The organism is Terriglobia bacterium (genome assembly GCA_020072815.1).
Classification (GTDB): domain Bacteria; phylum Acidobacteriota; class Terriglobia; order Terriglobales; family Acidobacteriaceae; genus Angelobacter.
In genome coordinates this window covers 277,437-294,669 of the sequence record JAIQGE010000006.1, presented here as the reverse complement: position 1 = coordinate 294,669, position 17,233 = coordinate 277,437, and the positions used below count along the sequence as shown (strand labels likewise).

At 59.5% G+C, this 17,233-nt stretch carries 11 protein-coding genes; 5 read left to right on the top strand and 6 right to left on the bottom strand.

Annotation, left to right across the window (positions count from 1 at the left end):
• Position 1 precedes the first annotated feature (1 nt).
• A complete protein-coding gene (locus LAO20_10220) occupies positions 2-1,171 on the top strand; it encodes an ABC transporter permease (protein ID MBZ5531796.1) in 1,170 nt (389 codons plus the stop codon).
• 104 nt (positions 1,172-1,275) lie between these two features.
• Here LAO20_10220 and LAO20_10215 read toward each other — a convergent pair whose 3' ends face one another.
• Positions 1,276-3,759, bottom strand: coding sequence for a HEAT repeat domain-containing protein (locus tag LAO20_10215; protein MBZ5531795.1), 2,484 nt, complete (start codon positions 3,757-3,759; stop codon positions 1,276-1,278).
• A gap of 552 nt (positions 3,760-4,311) precedes the next feature.
• Here LAO20_10215 and LAO20_10210 point away from each other — a divergent pair.
• Positions 4,312-5,106 (top strand): sigma-70 family RNA polymerase sigma factor, encoded by a 795-nt coding sequence (locus LAO20_10210; GenBank protein MBZ5531794.1) that lies wholly within the window; start codon positions 4,312-4,314, stop codon positions 5,104-5,106.
• 8 nt (positions 5,107-5,114) lie between these two features.
• Here the strand turns inward: LAO20_10210 and LAO20_10205 are convergent, their stop codons facing one another.
• The 3 genes from LAO20_10205 to LAO20_10195 form a co-directional block, all read right to left on the bottom strand.
• Positions 5,115-6,110: an SCO family protein gene (locus LAO20_10205; GenBank protein MBZ5531793.1), complete on the bottom strand. Its 996-nt coding sequence runs from the start codon at positions 6,108-6,110 to the stop codon at positions 5,115-5,117.
• A gap of 131 nt (positions 6,111-6,241) precedes the next feature.
• Positions 6,242-8,482 carry a multicopper oxidase domain-containing protein gene (locus tag LAO20_10200; protein MBZ5531792.1) on the bottom strand — a complete coding sequence of 747 codons (2,241 nt, stop codon included), beginning with the start codon at positions 8,480-8,482 and terminating at the stop codon, positions 6,242-6,244.
• Positions 8,483-8,837: 355 nt separating this feature from the next.
• Complete coding sequence (locus LAO20_10195) at positions 8,838-10,946, bottom strand: M13 family metallopeptidase (protein ID MBZ5531791.1); 2,109 nt, start codon at positions 10,944-10,946, stop codon at positions 8,838-8,840.
• 312 nt (positions 10,947-11,258) lie between these two features.
• On the opposite strand from LAO20_10195, the gene LAO20_10190 reads away from it, so the two are divergent.
• Both LAO20_10190 and LAO20_10185 read left to right on the top strand, forming a co-directional pair.
• Positions 11,259-12,575 carry a sigma 54-interacting transcriptional regulator gene (locus tag LAO20_10190; protein ID MBZ5531790.1) on the top strand — a complete coding sequence of 439 codons (1,317 nt, stop codon included), beginning with the start codon at positions 11,259-11,261 and terminating at the stop codon, positions 12,573-12,575.
• A 534-nt stretch (positions 12,576-13,109) separates the two neighbouring features.
• Positions 13,110-14,174 carry an alpha-hydroxy-acid oxidizing protein gene (locus tag LAO20_10185; protein ID MBZ5531789.1) on the top strand — a complete coding sequence of 355 codons (1,065 nt, stop codon included), beginning with the start codon at positions 13,110-13,112 and terminating at the stop codon, positions 14,172-14,174.
• Positions 14,175-14,322: 148 nt separating this feature from the next.
• On the opposite strand, the gene LAO20_10180 is transcribed toward LAO20_10185, so the two are convergent.
• Both LAO20_10180 and LAO20_10175 read right to left on the bottom strand, forming a co-directional pair.
• Positions 14,323-14,613 (bottom strand): hypothetical protein, encoded by a 291-nt coding sequence (locus LAO20_10180; protein MBZ5531788.1) that lies wholly within the window; start codon positions 14,611-14,613, stop codon positions 14,323-14,325.
• Between the two features lie 97 nt (positions 14,614-14,710).
• Positions 14,711-15,673 carry a rubrerythrin gene (locus LAO20_10175; GenBank protein MBZ5531787.1) on the bottom strand — a complete coding sequence of 321 codons (963 nt, stop codon included), beginning with the start codon at positions 15,671-15,673 and terminating at the stop codon, positions 14,711-14,713.
• 149 nt (positions 15,674-15,822) lie between these two features.
• Here LAO20_10175 and LAO20_10170 point away from each other — a divergent pair, with 149 nt between their 5' ends.
• Positions 15,823-16,956 (top strand): deoxyguanosinetriphosphate triphosphohydrolase, encoded by a 1,134-nt coding sequence (locus LAO20_10170; GenBank protein ID MBZ5531786.1) that lies wholly within the window; start codon positions 15,823-15,825, stop codon positions 16,954-16,956.
• Positions 16,957-17,233 lie beyond the last annotated feature (277 nt).

The window sequence follows — 17,233 nt, the reverse complement described above, 5'->3', positions numbered from 1 at the left end:
AATGGCCATACCCGTGGTTTACAACTTCCGCAGCGTGAGACAACGCTGGACGTCAGCCATTGTCGCCGTACTGGGGATAGCCGGCACGGTGGGCGTGTTCGTGGCCGTGCTTTCGCTGGCCAAGGGATTCAAGGCAACGCTGGTTGCATCGGGGTCGTACGACAACGCGCTGGTGCGACGCGCTGGATCAACTTCAGAAATTGACAGTAATGTTCCCCTGGACCAGGTGAAAATCCTGCAGGACGCCGCTGGCGTGGCCCGCGCCGGCGGCCAGCCGCTGGTGAGCCCAGAGGTCATACTGATTGCGCCCTTTCCGCTGGTCACAACCGGCACGGACGCCAATGTGCAAGTCCGCGGCATTTCCCCCAAGACCATGGACATCCGCAGCAGAATCAAAGTTGTCCAGGGGCGGATGATCCAGCCGGGACTTTTTGAAATGATGATTGGCCGCAACGTGAACCACACCTACGCCGGGCTGGCGCTGGGCAACTCCGTGAAATTCGGCGGTGCGACCTGGCAGGTGGTTGGCGTGTTTGACGCCGCTGGAAGCGCGTTTGACTCTGAGCTGTGGTGCGACGCTAAAGTCCTCAAGCAGGTCTATCACCGGCCGGAGGAATTCTTCAATTCCGTCACCGTGCACCTGACGTCGCCGGACGCATTTCAGTCGTTCAAAGACTCCATCACCGCCGATCCGCGGCTGAGCGTGGACATCATCCGCGAGGTGGAGTACTACGAGAAACAGTCAACGCTGCTGAGCCAGATGATCAAAATTCTGGGCTCGATTGTGGCCGGCATCATGGCGATAGGCGCGGTGTTTGGCGCGCTCAACACCATGTACTCCGCGGTGTCAGAACGCTCGCGGGAAATCGCCACGTTGCGCGCGCTGGGCTTTGGCACAGCCAGCGTGGTGGTGTCATTCCTGCTGGAAGCCTTGCTCATTTCCTTTGTCGGCGGGGCCGTGGGCTGCCTGGCCGTGCTGCCGCTGAACGGGCTCACCACCGGAGCCATGAACTGGCAGACTTTCTCCCATCTGGCTTTTGCGTTTCAGATCACCGTACCGTTGCTGGGCGGAGGAATTATTTTTGCGCTGGCCATGGGAATCTTCGGCGGACTGCCGCCGGCGTTGCGGGCGGCGCGGCGTCCAGTGGCAGCGGCGCTGCGCGGGCTGTAGAACGCAATTTGGGCCAGATCCAGCTTGCGGGCCCGAAAAAAATGGGCCGCAAAAAGAAGCTAAGCGTCGCTTCCCTGCGGCCCCGAAGTGCGGGCAATTTTGCGCTAGGCTCCGCGGAGCACGAATTTCTGGACCACCAGTTCCGCGGCTTCCTTGGAGGTGGAAATCAGTTGCGCTGTTTTCTGCCCTTTCTTGGAGGTTCGGAACTCCATGGCCTGCGACGCGGTGTCGCGGACCATCTGAGGCAGTTTTTCGTTGCGGACAATGCCGGCCAGAACGAAGATGGCGTCCTGGTGCTGGACCGCGGCAACCACGCTGACGATGCGGGCCAGCACGTTGACCGGCATGGGCAGGCTGTAGCAGCGCTCCAGGCCAGGCAAGCTCTCCGGCGATGCTTCATACATCAGGTCCAGGAGAGCGTCTTCCACCAGCGCGGGCGGAAGCAGCGGCAAAGCTTCAGCCAGCACCACGGCGCGCCGGGGCATGCGGCTTTCAATTACCGCCTGCAACGCGGCCTTTTGTACGCGCTCATCCTTGTGCGCAAATGCTGCCGGGATGTGCTGCAGCAGTTCGGGATCTTTGAGGTCGCCCAGGATCTTGCAGGCGTTGCGGACCACGTACCATTCCGGACGCTGCAGCCGTTGCCGCGCGGCCTGCAGGGCCGCCGTCCCCAAGCGGGAGAGCAAGCGGATGAGCGCCAATCGCTGCGAAGCGGCCTGTTCATTGTCCAGCCGGACAAACAGGCGCTCGGTGGCTTCAACGCCGGACCAGCGCAAGAGCGAGGACACGTTTTTGAGCCAGGCAGAATCGGTTTTCCTCTCCAGGAAAATTTCAGCAATACGGTCCACCGCGGAGGGCAGCAGAATGTTGGCGAGCGCCGCCTGACAACAGGCCACGTGCGCCGCGTGGTCGGTGGCAATGCTTTCTTCCAGCGAACTGCCGACGCGCCGCACCAGCTCAAAGTCCTCATAGGTTGCGCCAATCCTGGCCAGCGCGATCAACGCATTGCAGATCTGCAGGTGGACCAGTTGATTGACTTTGCGGCAGGCCATGGCGTTCACCAGCGTGTCGGTTGCGGCAGTCCAGAATTCGCCCTGAACGCCGGCCAGCGCGCGCAGCAATTCGGGAACGCGCGCCACGTCGTCAATCCGCAGCGCAAGATGTTCTTCCATCACGGAAAGATACTGGATGCCGATGGCGGCAGCGTCCTCTGGCTTGCCCAAGCGGATCAGTTCCTTGATCAAGTCCAGCGCGCGGCGAAATTCGGAAGGAGTGAAATGCGTGATGCCCAGCAACTCGCGGAGCTTCTGCGTGGCCGAGAGCGAGAGCCAGCGAATCTCATCCTGAATGCGGGCGTATGTTTCCTTGGGCAGCGCATACTGTTTGGCCAGCTCGGCCAGCTTTGTCGCCAGCCGGGAAGCTGTATGCGTGGCCTGCAAGCTGCGCATGAGCACGCGGAAAACCTGCTCTTGCACCACCACAGCGTCGTCGCCGGCGGGCACCGCGGCCAGGCGGCGCAACGCCCAGCGCAAAGCGGTATCTTCAAAGACTTCAGCCGTCACGTCATCTTTTTTCTGGTCCGAATCCTGCAAGCCCTTGCCGGCCAGATTCGAGAGCACCAGGTCGGGACGGATTCCGCTCAGCATCCTGCCCAGTTCCACGTAGGCCTTTTCCGGGTCTTCTTCAGGATTCCGCAGCGAGGATTCAAATTTCTGCTCAACCATGCGCTGGATGTCCATGAGAGGACCACTGCCAACGCCGCTTCCGCCGGAGCCACCCGAACCGGAGCCGTGGCCGCTGCCATTGCCGCCGGTCAAGAAGCCGTTGCCGATGCCTCCGCCACCGCCGGTACCGTGGGCAGTGCCACCGCCACCGCCGCCACCGGCGCCCAATACGCTGCTGACGGCGACGTAGCCGCCGCTTCCGCCGCCAAATCCGTTGCCGCCTGTCGCTCCCGAGCCACTGCCCGTACCACTGCCCGTGCCGCCGCCAGTTCCGGCGCCGCCAGCACCTCCCGCAGCAACGCCTGCTTCCATGCGCGTAAGCATGGTTTCAATGCCTTGCGAGAACCCGGAGTTCATGCTGGAAAGCGCCTTGGAGATCAGATACTCCTCGGAGCCGATGTCCAGGACCGTGTCGCCATCCTGGTTGCGCGCTTCGGTTTTCAGCGCCGGGAAGATCCGCACGAAATCGAGCTGCTTTGTCTCCAGGAACGGACCCAGCCCGCCGGCCTCCTCAATCGCCTTGGGATTCGCCCCAATAGTGGCGATGCCGGCGCGATACGCAGCCAGGGTAATACCGGCCTCAAACGTGACAGCACCGATGCCCCGGCGCAGGAATTCATTTTCCAGCGGCTTGAGGCCTTCTTCGTTGGTGAGGATGTTATTGAGGAGAACGCGCTGGTCAATAAATCCCAGCGTCAGACACTTCGACTGCTTGAGCAACGGATTGAGAAATTCATAACTCCGATGCAACAAGCCAGCCGCGCTCTTATGGTCGGCGGAAAACATGTTGACCATCTTGATGAGCGTCTGCAAAGACCGGGCAAACCGTATGCTCAAAAGCTTCGACTGTTTAGAATCCATCATACCTGCACACTCTCAAAGGGGGAATTTCTGTCCCCTTCCGGAAAACTAGCTATGGTGGCGTTTATAGCACCCTGGTGATAGAGGGGACAGGTGACTTAAGTAAGCCCATCCGGAAGGCCGCTGAGGCGGCGAGGATAGAGTCTGTAATCTGTTGAAAATGCTAAGCGATTAGCCTTCTAAGTGCTTTCGCCGGGTTACTTCGGTGGGCAACAATCAACCACTAGGCAAGTCGAACCGGGCACGCAAGCTGCAAACTTTTGCACAAAAACAGGCACGGGAAGCAAGGTTTGCGGGTAAAATGCCCGGCAACAAAAAGCAGCGGCGCCCGTGTTGGCGGGGCCGTATTTCCTGGATCGACTGCTGCAAGGCTGTGATCGGGAAGCAAGTTTCCGTTCGCGGCTGTCAGCACCCCTGACGGATCTACAGCCACCAACGGCAGACAAAAACTTCGAATTCGCTTAACTGTCATGAGAGGTTGGTATGACTCCGGGTGCCAGCCCAGACAGCAGGGCGGAGGTACGCCAGGCTGTCTGCGCAAGTGTTGTTCTTTCGGTGGACCATCTTGAACTTAAGATGGCGGGGCAGTTGATGGACGTCAGCGCCTGCGGATTTCGCATACGGCACGGGCCGCCTGCGCTTGCGCCGGGGCATCCCGTAATGCTTCTCTATCGCGATCAGGCCATCAAGGTCCATCCTGTGTGGTCGCGGGAAATTTCCGGTGGAATAGAGACTGGGTTCCAGCGCGAAGAAGTATTGCTGGTCCGCAACCTGCAAGCCGGAGACGGCGAATCTCTGCTGCAGCTGGTTTCTCCTTATATGCGGAGTTTGCGCAATACGGTCCGTTCCATCCTGCGCAACCAAGCGGACGCGGAAGAGGTGCTGCAGGAATCACTGTTGAAAGTGCTGTCCCACGCGGAACAGTTTCATCCCGGGCAGAGCTTCAAGGCGTGGCTGTTGCAGATCGCCACCAATGAGGCCCTCAAATGCGTCCGCAAAAACCGCAAGTATCTTCATTCGGTGCCGCCAGGCCCGCAGCATGAGGGCCCGGAAGATTTCATTGAACAATTTGCCCACCCTGGAGAATCTCCAGCGCAAGCGCTGGAGCGCAAGGAGTTTCACCAAACCTTGGAGACGGCGCTGGACGCGCTGGATGAGATGTACCGCCAGGTGTTCGTGCTGCGCGAGCTCCACCATCTGCGCATGCCCGACGTGGCGGCGCGGCTGGGGATCAAATTGGACACCGCGCACACGCGGCTGCATCGGGCCCGCCGGCTCATGCGGAAGCAGTTGCTGCGGCTGGATACTTTGCCGCCGTGGCGCGGACCAAAGGGCGGCGCGGAAAGCTGATGGAGGGTTTACTGGTTGCTCACAGCGGGTTCGGTTTTATTCGTTGACGGTTTCCCACTGGCTGGTCGTTCTTGCTGGATTTCCGCGGTTCGCGCAGCAATGAACTTGATCAAGACCGCCGATTCGGATTCGCCCAGGCGCAAGTTGGGCATGTTCACCTGCTTATACCTGGCAAACAACTCCACCGCGATGGGGTCGTTCTCCGCCAGCATTTTGTCGGGAGTCTGGATGAAGCGCATGAGCCAGCCGCGCTCGCGGAGAGTGGCCACGCCCAGCAGGTCCGGGCCAATCTTGTCGCCTTGGCCGATGCTGTGGCAGGCCGCGCAGTGCGTGGAGAAAATGTACTGCCCCTGGTCCTGGATCACCAGCGGCGTGGCCTGCGCATAATTTGTTTCCGCGGTTTGCGGCTTGGCATTCTTCCAGCTGTTCAGCCAGTCACCGATCATGATGGCCAAAAACCGCGGGTTGTCGGTGGCCGAGTTCCGCATCCACTGGCCGGTCGCCTCATTTCCCAGAAGGACGGCGGGCGTGTGGCCGTCGCGGCTGCTGTTGGGATTGGAGTAGAGCCCTAGCTTCTTGCTGATGAGTTCGATGTCGGCCGTTTTGCCAGTGAGAAAGAGCCAGCCGGGGCCGGCGTGGTACTTCTCCGCGTATTCCTTCAGCACTTGGGGTGTATCGCGCTTGGGGTCGATGGTGATGGAATAAAAGAAAATGTCTTTGCCGACGCGGTCGCCCAGCATACGCTGCACCTGCGCCAGACGGGCGGTCTCCAGCGGGCAGGCGTCCACGCAGTGGGTATAGATCAGATCAATCACCACCATCTTGCCGCGGATCAAGTCGTTATAAAAGTGGACGGTGTTGCCGTCCTGGGTAATGAGTTCTACGTTGGGAAAATAGTTTGCTCCCCAGCGGGAGTTGTCGAGCGCTGCGGCGGGCAGAACGGCGCCCCACATCGCCATGGCGATGACCACAACAGTGCCTATGATCGAATTCCTGCGAAGCATTTGACGAATGCCCCCTTCGCACCGTGTCTTGTGCGCAGATGTTCCGCGACGATGGAGCCGGCGGGCCGCCACGCGCTGCCATCGGAACGCGATGGCACTCAAGAGCAGCGGCTCCGCCAGTTCGTTTTGAGTTAGCTACCGCCGTTGCCTCCGGTAAACGCGGTCCTCAGGACCTCGTCCGGCGGAATGAACGTAACGCCTTGCGGCGTTGGAATGGGCGTTGGCAGAGGCACCACAAACGGCGCGCCTCCGTTATCAATCTCCCAGCGCAACAGCATGGCGTTGTCTTCATGCACGGTGTTGTGGCAGTGCTCCATGTACATGCCGCCAAAATCACGGAACTGCATGGTGAGAGTCACGCTGCCGTCGGGCCGGAGACGATACACGTCTTTGCGGCCTTTTTCCCACAGCGGCACATTCTTGGAACTGCCGTTGCGGGCCAGGATCTGGCCTTCTTCAAAGTGAATGTGGACCGGGTGGTCCCACTCACCGCCATCGTTGACCAGGGTCCAGATTTCGCGGGTGCCGAATTTTGGCGCCGCTGAGACCCGGCCGAAGTCCGCATTGAGTTTGTCGCCACCGTCGGTTCCGATGCCCCAGGGGCCGCGGAACGCGGTGATGGGATTTCTGGACGTCTGGTCGGCGCTGTCACCGAAGACAAACGTCCGCGTGGCGCTCATCGGAACATTGCTAAGATCGGGGTTGGGAATCAGGTTCGTTGCTACCTGGCTGACATCAGGTGTGGCTGGGTTGCGCACAATGCGGAACTCCAGGAACTTGCCGACACAAGGATCGGATGAATTCCCGGCCAGCGCCGTCGAAAGCGAAACCGCCCCGGCGGGAATGGCCCCGTTCTCATGCGCCAGCACGTTGACCATCCATACTTTGTCGCCGACGTTGTAACGGGAGAAGTCAATGACAATGTCATACCGTTCGGCGATGCCCAGTTGGTCAAGCCGGGTCTGCGGCGCCACCGTGGGCAGCAGGTTGCCGTCATTGGCAATCTGGATCATGGTGGAGTTGTCACTGAGCTGAAGCTGGAAGAACCGCGAGACTGCGGCATTGAGGATACGGAATCGGTACTTGCGGCGCTCGACTTCAAAGAACGGCTTGAAGACCAGGTTCACGGTCATCACGTCGCCCAGAAAACCGTCGAAGTTGAAGATGTCAAAGAAGAGCTGGCCGTGTTGGTCCCAGGCTTTATCGGCCAGCATCAGGTTGATGTCATAGTCCAGATTGCCAAAGTCGTTGGCGGTGCCGCTGGGCAAACGCAGGTTGACGCCGTCATTGATGGCTTCATTGCCGCGATCAAGAGCGCTGTAAATGTTGAACATCCCGGCAATGCCTTTGTACACGTTCTGCGAGGTGAAGCTGAACATGTGGTCATGGAACCAGTGCGTGCTCATGGTCTCACGCCAATCACCGGGGACTTTGGTGATGCCGCCGCTGCCATCGGGTGCGCCGGCACGGGGATCAGTGGCATTCACGTTGATGCTGTTGCGGCCCGCCAGCACCACGGGATAGTGATAGTCGTAAAACTGGCCGGGAAAGAAATACGCCCCGGTAAAACCGTCGTTCTCGGCCCCATGATGGCCGTTGTGCTCGTGAGTGGAAATCGTGTTCCGCCCGAAACCACCATTTTGCGTCACGTCCGCCGGAAGCAGGTTGTGTTCGCGGAACAGAATAGGGTCGCCGTACTTCACTTGAATCAACTTGGGCGGCAAGGTGCCGTTGAAAGTCCACAGCGCCAGCGGCCCCTGGTCCGGCAGGTTGGGGTGAAAGCGCGGATGGAACGGCTGCGTCGGGTCAATCCCGGAGTTCAAGTTCGAAGGCACGCCGGGGCTGTAAACAAAGTTGACCTTCGCCCCTTCCTGTGTGACTTCTACAGCGGCTTGCGGCGGCAACGTGGCAAATGACTGGTGCGCCCAGATTGGTCCAGGAGGGCGGCCTTCAATGGGACCAGTTCCGCCGCCGAGGATCGCCGGAACCGGCTGCTGCGTCTGGTTGGCCTGCGCGGTTGGAGCGGGATTCAGTGACGCCACGGGATTGCGCGGCAGCACATCAAAGCGCGGCATCGGCTGCGTGAATGGCTGCGCGCCAAACAGCGGGCTCGGCGGCGCGCCCGTGGGGATGCCCCCATCATCGGCATACGCGCTCTTGATGAAGGGATTCAATCCGTGAATGGGGGCCAGCGCTCCTGCCGTTGTGATCAATCCCCACTTGATCAGATCTCGACGAGTCACCTGCCCGTGCGAGAAGGCTTTCACGATTTCTGCTCGATTCTTGCGGGCGTTTTCCGCTTCCTTGATGCGTGCTCGCGACGCGTTCTGTGGCAAGAAGAAGACATCAGAATTTCCGTTCTTACGATTCATTTGGCTGCGCTCCTTTTGAATCTTGTTTACCCGTTTGTTTGTTGTCTCAAGACACTCCTTCTCCGGCACTGGCTGGTCTTGATCCCGCAGCGCGGCACAAACTTTCATTAAGATTTGAAAAGTCTTAGGAATTCAGTTCGCGGAAGCCCAGATTGAAACTGACGATGACTTAATAATTTGGAGTTACGGCTGCATTTTTTGCGCGTCTTGAAGTGCAAAGCATTGCGGTTTCGAAGCGGAAACACTTAGTGCCATGAGTAAGGCGAGCGTGCCGGTACGGTGGCGCAAGAAAAAACCGCACCGGCGAGAAAACCGGTGCGGCACGATTACTTCGAAATAAAACTGCCTCTATCGATTACCAAACATGGCAGGCGTTTTCCGCCACCATTTTTTGTCCGGCTTTGCAGCCCCAGGCCTTGGCGAAGTCGGCGCTGTTCTGCACCGTGCCGATCACCCGATACTGGCCGGGGGAGTGCGGGTCGGTTTTGGCCAGCAGGCGCGCGCTTTCCGGAGTCTGGTTCTGGCACCACACCTGGGCAAAGCCGATGTAGAAGCGCTGCTCCGGCGTAAACCCTTCTTTGCTTTCCGCCAGCTTGGGATCTTTCTCCATCTGCTTGTGCAGGGCCATCAAGGCGATGTGCATGCCGCCGTTGTCGGCGGTGTTCTCGCCCAGCGTGAGGCGGCCGTTCAGATGCACGTCTTCCACGGCGACGAACTTGCTGTACTCGTCGGCCACGCAGGTGGTGCGTTTTTCAAATTCCTTCTTATCGGCGTCCGTCCACCAGTTGGTCAAGTTCCCGTCGCCGGCGAACTTGCTGCCCTGGTCGTCAAAACCATGCGTCAGCTCGTGGCCAATGACCACGCCGATGCCGCCAAAGTTCACCGCGTCGTCAGCGTTCCTGTCGAAGAACGGCGGCTGCAGGATGCCGGCGGGGAAGTTGATGTTGTTTTGCGAAGGATTGTAGTAAGCATTGACCGTGGGCGGAGTCATGCCCCACTCTTTTTTGTCGAGCGGCTGGCCGATCTTCTTCAAGTTGCGCTTGACCTCAAAGGCGCGCGCGCGCTGCGCGTTGGCCAGCAAGTCGCCGCGTTTGATTTTGACTGTGCCGTAGTTGCGCCACTCGTCGGGATAGCCAATCTTGTTGCTGATGGCCTGCAGTTTGACCAGCGCCTGCTTCTTGGTTTCCGGGGTCATCCAGTCCAGACTCTGGATGTCGTCGCCCAAGGCCGCTTCCAGCGCGTTCACCATCTGGAGCATGCGCTCTTTGCCTTCCTTGCCGAAGGTTTCATTCACATACGGCTGGCCCAGAGCTTCACCCAGAAGGCCGTCCGTGGTTTGCACGCAACGCTTCCACCGCGCCTGCAGCTCTTTGGCCCCGTTCAGGTATTGGCCCTGAAAGCTGAAGTTCTCTTTCACGAAAGCGTCGGAGAGCAGCGGAGCGGCGCTGCGCACCAGGTGCCAGCGTAGATAGGTCTTCCAGTCAGCGATGGAGACGGAATCAATCACCGGGTTGACCTTCTGGAAGAAATCCGGCGGGACCACGTTCACTTCCGTGAAGCTGGGCGCCCCGCTGGCGGCGAAGAATTGCTGGAACTCAAAATTGGGCGCCAGCGCAGCCAGTTCCGTGACCGTCATCTTGTGGTCGCGGTTCTTGGGATCGCGCATCTTCACGCGCTCAAAAGCGGCTTCCGCCAACTTGGTCTCAATGTCCATCACGGCCTGGGCTTCTTTCTTGGAGGTCTCCGCATCATCGCCCAGCAGCACAAACATGTTGGCCACGTGTGCCTGATATTTCTGGCGCGTCTCCTCGGACTTGGCATCCTTATTGAGATAGTAGTCGCGGTCGGGAAGACCAAGCCCGCCCTGGCCGATGTTGGCGATCTGCGTGCTCGCGTTGTGCAGGTCCGCCTGCGCGCCGAATCCGAACAGCGCCGGCACGCCCAGCGAGTGCAAATACGCGACGGTCTTGATCATCTGGCTTTTGTTGGATATTTTCGCGATGCGCTTCAGTTCATTCTTCAGTGGAGCCGCGCCTTTGGCGTTGACGCCGGCTTCATCCATGCAGGATTGATACATGTCGCCGATCTTCTGCTGCACGGCATTGCGCTTGGAATCCTTCGCGGAATTCTTTTCCAGGATCTGGCGCAGCACGCTGCGGTTATATTCCGCCAGTTCGTTGAAACGGCCCCAGCGCGCCTGGTCAGACGGGATAGGGTTGTTCTTGCGCCAGTTGCCGCAGGAGTACTGGTAAAAGTCTTCGCAGGGATCCACGGTTTTGTCCATGGCGGAGAGATCGAAGGACTTGGGACGGCTGGGCTGCTTGTCTTCAGCAGCGGGGGCGGAAGCCGCGGCCGAGCCGCCGCCGGCGGATTTGGAGTCAGTCTTCTGGACGGGAGCGCCACTTTGCGCCAACGCAGCCGCCGTCCCCAGAAGGGTAATCAACAACACTCTTGTGCAACGCATATCTGCCTCGTCATTATTTTGGAAGTGGGAAAACTGAAAAGTTTAGTCCGAATCAGTCCCCCTGTAAACGTTGCCGAAAGCAAACAGAAAGCTGCCATGCAACCCTGCAAAACCCAAGCCGGTCCGTCTTAATGACTTCATTCTTCAAGCCAAAGCTGGATTCCAGGGCGTGCATACCCAGCGGCTGACTGCCAAAGTAACCTGCGGAAGGATTCTTTACTTGCCTTCGCAAAGAAATTGCTACATTAATACTGACAGCGCCCCGTCAGGCCGACCAAAAGCCCCAACCGTGCCCTATCGGCGCCGACCCACGTGTTCCAGGACAAGCATCTGACCACGACCAACCAAGCCGACACCGGCAAACTCATCGTGCGCAGCGAATCACTGAAGCGAGTGATCCGGCTGGCGGAGAAAGTTGCGCGCCATCCCGCGGCCGTGTTGATCGTCGGCGAGACCGGCACCGGCAAGGAGATGATCGCGCAGGCCATTCACCACCACTCTTTGCGCTGCAACCACGCCATGGTGGAGGTGAATTGCTCCGCCATACCCGAACACCTGGTGGAAAGCGAGCTCTTCGGCTACGAGAAAGGCGCGTTCAGCGGTGCCGATTCGCTCAAGCCGGGCTTCTTTGAGCTGGCCGACAAGGGCACGCTCTTCCTGGACGAAATCGGCGACCTGGACATGAAAGTCCAGGCAAAATTGCTGCGCGTGCTGGACGGCGCACCGTACTTCCGGCTGGGCGGCAGCAAAAAAGTCAGCGTGGACGTGCGCGTGGTGGCCGCCACCAACCGCGATCTGGAGGACCTGGTGCGCGCCGGGCGCTTTCGCGGCGACCTGTACCATCGTCTGGCGCAGTTTCAGTTGGACGTGCCCGCGCTGCGCGACCGTCCGGAGGACGTGCTGGGCATCGCCGAACAGGTACTGCATGAGCATTACCCGGAGGCCCGCTTCACGCCCGACGCCGTGGAGGCCCTGGTCACCTATCCCTGGCCAGGCAATGTGCGCGAACTGCGCAACATCGTCTTTCGCGCGGTATTGCAGTCAGCCAACGCGGCTACGGAAATCACCGCGGACGATCTCAACCTGCCGCAGGCCTTGCCCCACGACGACGAGCACTCCTCCAGTGGCGGCTTGGACGAGATGGAGCGCCAGGCGATCTTTCAGGCGCTGGACAAGAACGCCGGCAACCAGGGCAAAGCCGCCGAGGCGCTGGGCATTTCGCGCCGGACATTGCTGCGCAAGTTGAAGACCTATCGCGAATCGGGCGTCGAGGCGCCCGCCGGCACGCTGAGTTTGAGCCAGCAGCTGTACTATCGCGCCAACGTGGAATTGCCGGCGCGCGTCCGCTATTCCGGCGAAGAATTTGCCGGAACGCTGCTCAACCTGAGCCTGGGCGGCGCCGGAGTGAAAACGGAACGGGCCTTCAAGTCCGGCTCACCGGTTTGCTTGCGTTTCATGATCCCCGGGGCCAAGGCAGAAACGGAAATCGCGGGACGCGTTACCTGGACCAACAAGCAAGGCCAGCACGGCGTCCAGTTCAACGAGATGCCCGCTCCGCTGCGCACCACGCTGCAACGCTGGCTGCACGCAGAAATGAAAAAGGATGGCTGGGAGCTGGGCGGGGAATAGCTGGATCGTGCGGCGATTTGGTTTTTCTCCCGCTTTGTGGAGCGCAGGCGCCCTCGCCTGCGTCCTACTGCGCGGGCAAGAAGGTAACCCTCTCACTAACAACCATATCGCTAGCCCCACCCCCACCCCTCCCTGTGCGTCTCTGTTGCAAACAAAGGGGTTGCGCCATTCGACCCAACGGTCACCCAACTGTTAACCAGTCAGTAAATTTGCCAGCTAACTGACTGGTTCTTTGCACCCTTAGCGTCCCTCACCGCAAACCTTGGGCTTCTTCGGATCTGACGAATTGCTAACTGCCAATTGCTTATTGCTTCAAGTTGTCAAAGAGCTTCCTCGGCCGCCTAGGCGACCGGTTCTTCGCCAGTATCATTGGCTAGACCTGGCGACTATTTTACCATTTGTTCGCTAAAGCTAAGCAGCGAAAGAGGACACTGGCCAAAAAAGGTGCCTTGGCCTTTACGCATTGCGCTTACCGATGTTTCGGCATCGTATACTCGTTCTTTCCTTAATTCTGAAAACATACTTTGAAGAATAATGAAACCCGAAGACATTCTCTCCCTCAGCGAATTTGAAACCATCGCGCCGGAACACATGTCGCCCATGGCGCTGTCCTATGTTTCCGGCGGCGCGGCGGACGAGCTCACCATGCGCGCCAACAGCGAAGACTGGAAGCGCCTGCGGCTGAATCCCCGCGTGCTGGTGGACGTATCGCAGATCAACACGGAGACGGAATTGTTGGGCCACAAGATGGAAACGCCCATTCTGCTGGCGCCCGCGGCGTTTCATCGTCTGTTCCATCCGGAAGCCGAATTGGCCACGGTGGCCGGCGCCAACCTTGCCCACGCGGCTACGGTCCTGAGTTCGTATTCCACGGAAGCGGTGGAAAGCGTGACGGCCATGTCCAAGTATCCGGTGTGGTTCCAGTTGTACACGCAGATGGACCGGGAACTCACGCGGGAGATGGTGCAGCGCGCGCAGGCCGCGGGATGCCAGGCGCTGTGCGTCACCGTGGACACGCCGGTGCTGGGCGCGCGGCATCGCGAAGCCCGCTCGCATTTCAACCTGCCGGTCGACTTCAAGCTGCCCAACCTGAACCTGGGCGCGGTGAGCCATCGCCCGCCGCAGGGCGCGATTTACAGCGCGCTGCTCAATCCCAAGCTGACGTGGAAAGACATTGAGTGGCTGCGCTCGATCGCCAAAGTCCCCGTGCTGCTCAAAGGCGTGATGAACCCTGACGACGCGCTGCAGGCGGCGAACTCCGGCGTGGACGGATTGATCATCTCCAACCACGGCGCGCGCAATCTGGATACGCTCCCCAGCACCGCCGAAGCCCTGCCGCGGATTGCCGAGAAGATCCAGGGCAAGATTCCGTTGCTGGTGGACGGCGGCATTCGTCGCGGTACCGACGTGGTGAAGGCCATCGCCCTGGGTGCGAGCGCGGTGCTGGTCGGCCGTCCTTATTTATATGCGCTGGCCGTGGCCGGGGCAGCAGGCGTGGCCCGGGTGATGGAAATCCTTAAGACGGAACTGGAAATGGCCATGGCGTTGACCGGAAGAACGACGATCAAGCAGATTGATAAGTCAGTGTTGTGGGAGTGAGTTCTTGATCTGCGTGTTTCATCCGGGCTCGCTGCTTTTTGTCATCTTGAGCGAGCACGAGCGACGGAGGAGTGAGAGCGAGTCGAAAGATCCCGAGGATGCTTGCGCCACCATGCCGCGTCAGGAGTTCTCCCGAGAGTCCTCAGCCTCACCGGGAACGCCTTGCCGTAAGCTTCATGAAGAGAAGCGTCCCTGCTGCCAACAAGAAGACATTAATGACTGTCGGCACCCAGATGATTTGCAGTAAATCAGACCTCTCGAAAAGTTTTGGGAAAGGAACCTGTTCGAGAAAGAGAATCGAGGGCAAACCAAGATAGAAGATGATCTGATCGAACCGGCCATGCCCGCCGCCAAATCCCCCCTGATAAAAGAAAAGCGCCGTCGAGATAAGACCGCAGCCAAAAGGAATGGCACAGACCGCGAGCATCGCCTTTTTCATAGCAATCTTCCTTGCTATTCACACTGATCAGCCGACTTCACGGCGGCCTTGCTATTGTCTGCGTTTATCCGCGCAAATCAGCGGTAAGGTTTTTGGGCTAGTCGCCACCATATTTCCCCAGCAACATCCCCGTAGCCAGCACCAACAATCCGCCCAGAACAACCTGCATGGTCGCGGAAAACCACGGTGACTCCATGTAGCGATGGCGCACCCAGGAGATGGTCCCCAGCTCCGCCAGCACCACGGCCACGGCAACCGTCAGGGCGACTTTGAAATCCGGAATGAGAAACGGCAGCGTGTGGCCAATGCCGCCGATGGTGGTCATCAGGCCGCAAACCAGTCCGCGAATCCACGGGTGGCCGCGGCCGGTGAGGCTGCCGTCGTCAGAGAGCGCTTCGGCAAATCCCATGCTGATGCCAGCCCCGATGGACGCGGCCATCCCCACGAGAAACGCAAGGTGCGATTCTTGCTTGGCAAACGCTGCGGTGAAGACCGGCGCCAGGGTGGAAACCGAACCGTCCATCAATCCGGCCAGGCCCGGCTGGATAATTTGCAGCACAAACAGCTTGCGGCTGGCAGCTTCTTCGCGGCCGCGGACGTTTTCGTCGAGCTTTTCACCGAGTTCCTCGGCGCGGTGCTCATGCGTTCGCTCTTCCTGCGCCAGATCGTTGAGCAGTTGCCGGATGCTGGCGTCCCGCGTGCGGTCGGCGGACTTTTCATAGAACCGCCGGGTCTCCACTTCCATGGTGGCGGCTTCCCGGCGCACCGCTTCCATGCGGAACGGCTTGCTCAGCCACATGGGACTGCGGTGCACCAGCCCTTTTACGTCATTGCGCCGGACCAGCGGAATGTGCTCACCGAACTTGCTGCGGTACAGCTCGATCAGGCGGCGCCGGTGCCCGGACTCTTCTTCACGCATGCCGTCAAACATGGTGGCGGTGGCGGGAAAGTCGGCGCGCAGTCCCTCGGCGTAATCGGCGTAAATGCGTTCGTCTTCCTCCTCCAGCGAAATCGCCAGAGCAAGGATTTCCTGCTCAGAAAGGCTCTCAAAGGTACGCATAAATTAAGCGGAAATTGTAAACGATTTTGTTGCGGCTGGGCCGAGCGCCGGTCTTGCCAGCCCAAAGTCCGGCTGAAATCATTTTCCAGAAATCGCTCTTCGAAAAAACATTCTTCCGGCAGTGATGAAAACAAATTTAGAATCATGCCATGCTTGCTCCCTACGCGTTGCGGGCGGAAGACAGCCGGGGACGGCGCTATCCTGAGCCGGTCCACGCCTACCGCAATGTCTTCCAGCGCGACCGCGACCGCGTGGTGCACTCGCGGGCCTTTCGCCGGCTGGAGAACAAGACACAGGTGTTCACCCGCCGCCATTCTGATCATTTCCGCAACCGCCTGACGCATACCATTGAAGTGGCGCAGATTTCGCGGACCATCGCCGCCGAACTGGGCCTGAATGAAGATCTGGTGGAAGCGCTGGCGCTGGTGCACGACGTCGGCCATCCGCCGTTTGGCCACGCCGGTGAGCGCACGCTGGACACGCTGATGCGCGAGCACGGCGACGTTTTTGACCACAATCTGCACGCCCTGCGCACGGTGGAACAGTTTGAGCAGCGCTACGCGGATTTCCCCGGGCTGAACCTGACGTTTGAAGTGCGCGAAGGCATCATCAAGCACTCGCGCGACTATGACCCGCGCGGATTTCCCCAGCTGGCCGAATACCTTTTGGAGCAGCGGCCGCCGCTGGAAGCCCAGCTCATTGACCTGACCGATGAAATCGCCTACTCCACCGCCGACCTGGACGACGGCATGGAAGCCATGATTCTGACGCGCGACCAGGTGCGGGAAAACGTCCCGCTGTTCGCCCGCCTGTACGAGGAAGTGGAGCGGCTCTATCCCGACGCCGCCGGCAAACTGAAATTCAATGAGGCGCTTAAGCGCATGCTTGACCGCCTGGTCAGCGATTTGATTGGCAACACCAGAAAGCTCATCGGCGAGGCGGGCGTGCAATCGGTGGACGACGTGCGCAAGTTCCCCCGCCGGCTTTTTGCCTTCAGTCCGGAAGTGGACGCCGAACGCCGCCAGCTCCGCCAATTTCTTTATCAGGCGCTGTACTTCAGCCCGGACCTGAAGCCGGAAAAGGAACAGGCGGAGCAGGTGATTGGCGAGCTGTTCGCATTTTTTCTGCAATCGCCGCAGGACCTGCCGCCCACCTACCAGGAAAAGACCCAGCAGGAGCCGGTGTATCGCGTGGTATGCGACTACATTGCGGGCATGACCGACACTTACGTCCGCGAACAACACCGGCGGTTTTGCGGAGCGATGGGGCGCATCGGCAGCTAAGCACGGGAAGCAAAGATGGCATTGTATTGCGAACAGTGCATCGCTAGAAGACTCGCGGCAAGCTGGAACAATATTGGTTAGGTTCATGATGCTGGAATACCGCCAACCCAAGGTCCCGCCGAGGATTGAGTCTTAGTTTTTGCTCCCATCGTCACGAATTGTCTGTTGTTCCCTGCAAGCCTGTGTAGTTACAATCTAGCCTGATTAAGCAACTGACTATGCTTTTGCTGAGGTTCCGATGGATGCCCAAATAAGAGAGCACTCATGCCAAATTGAT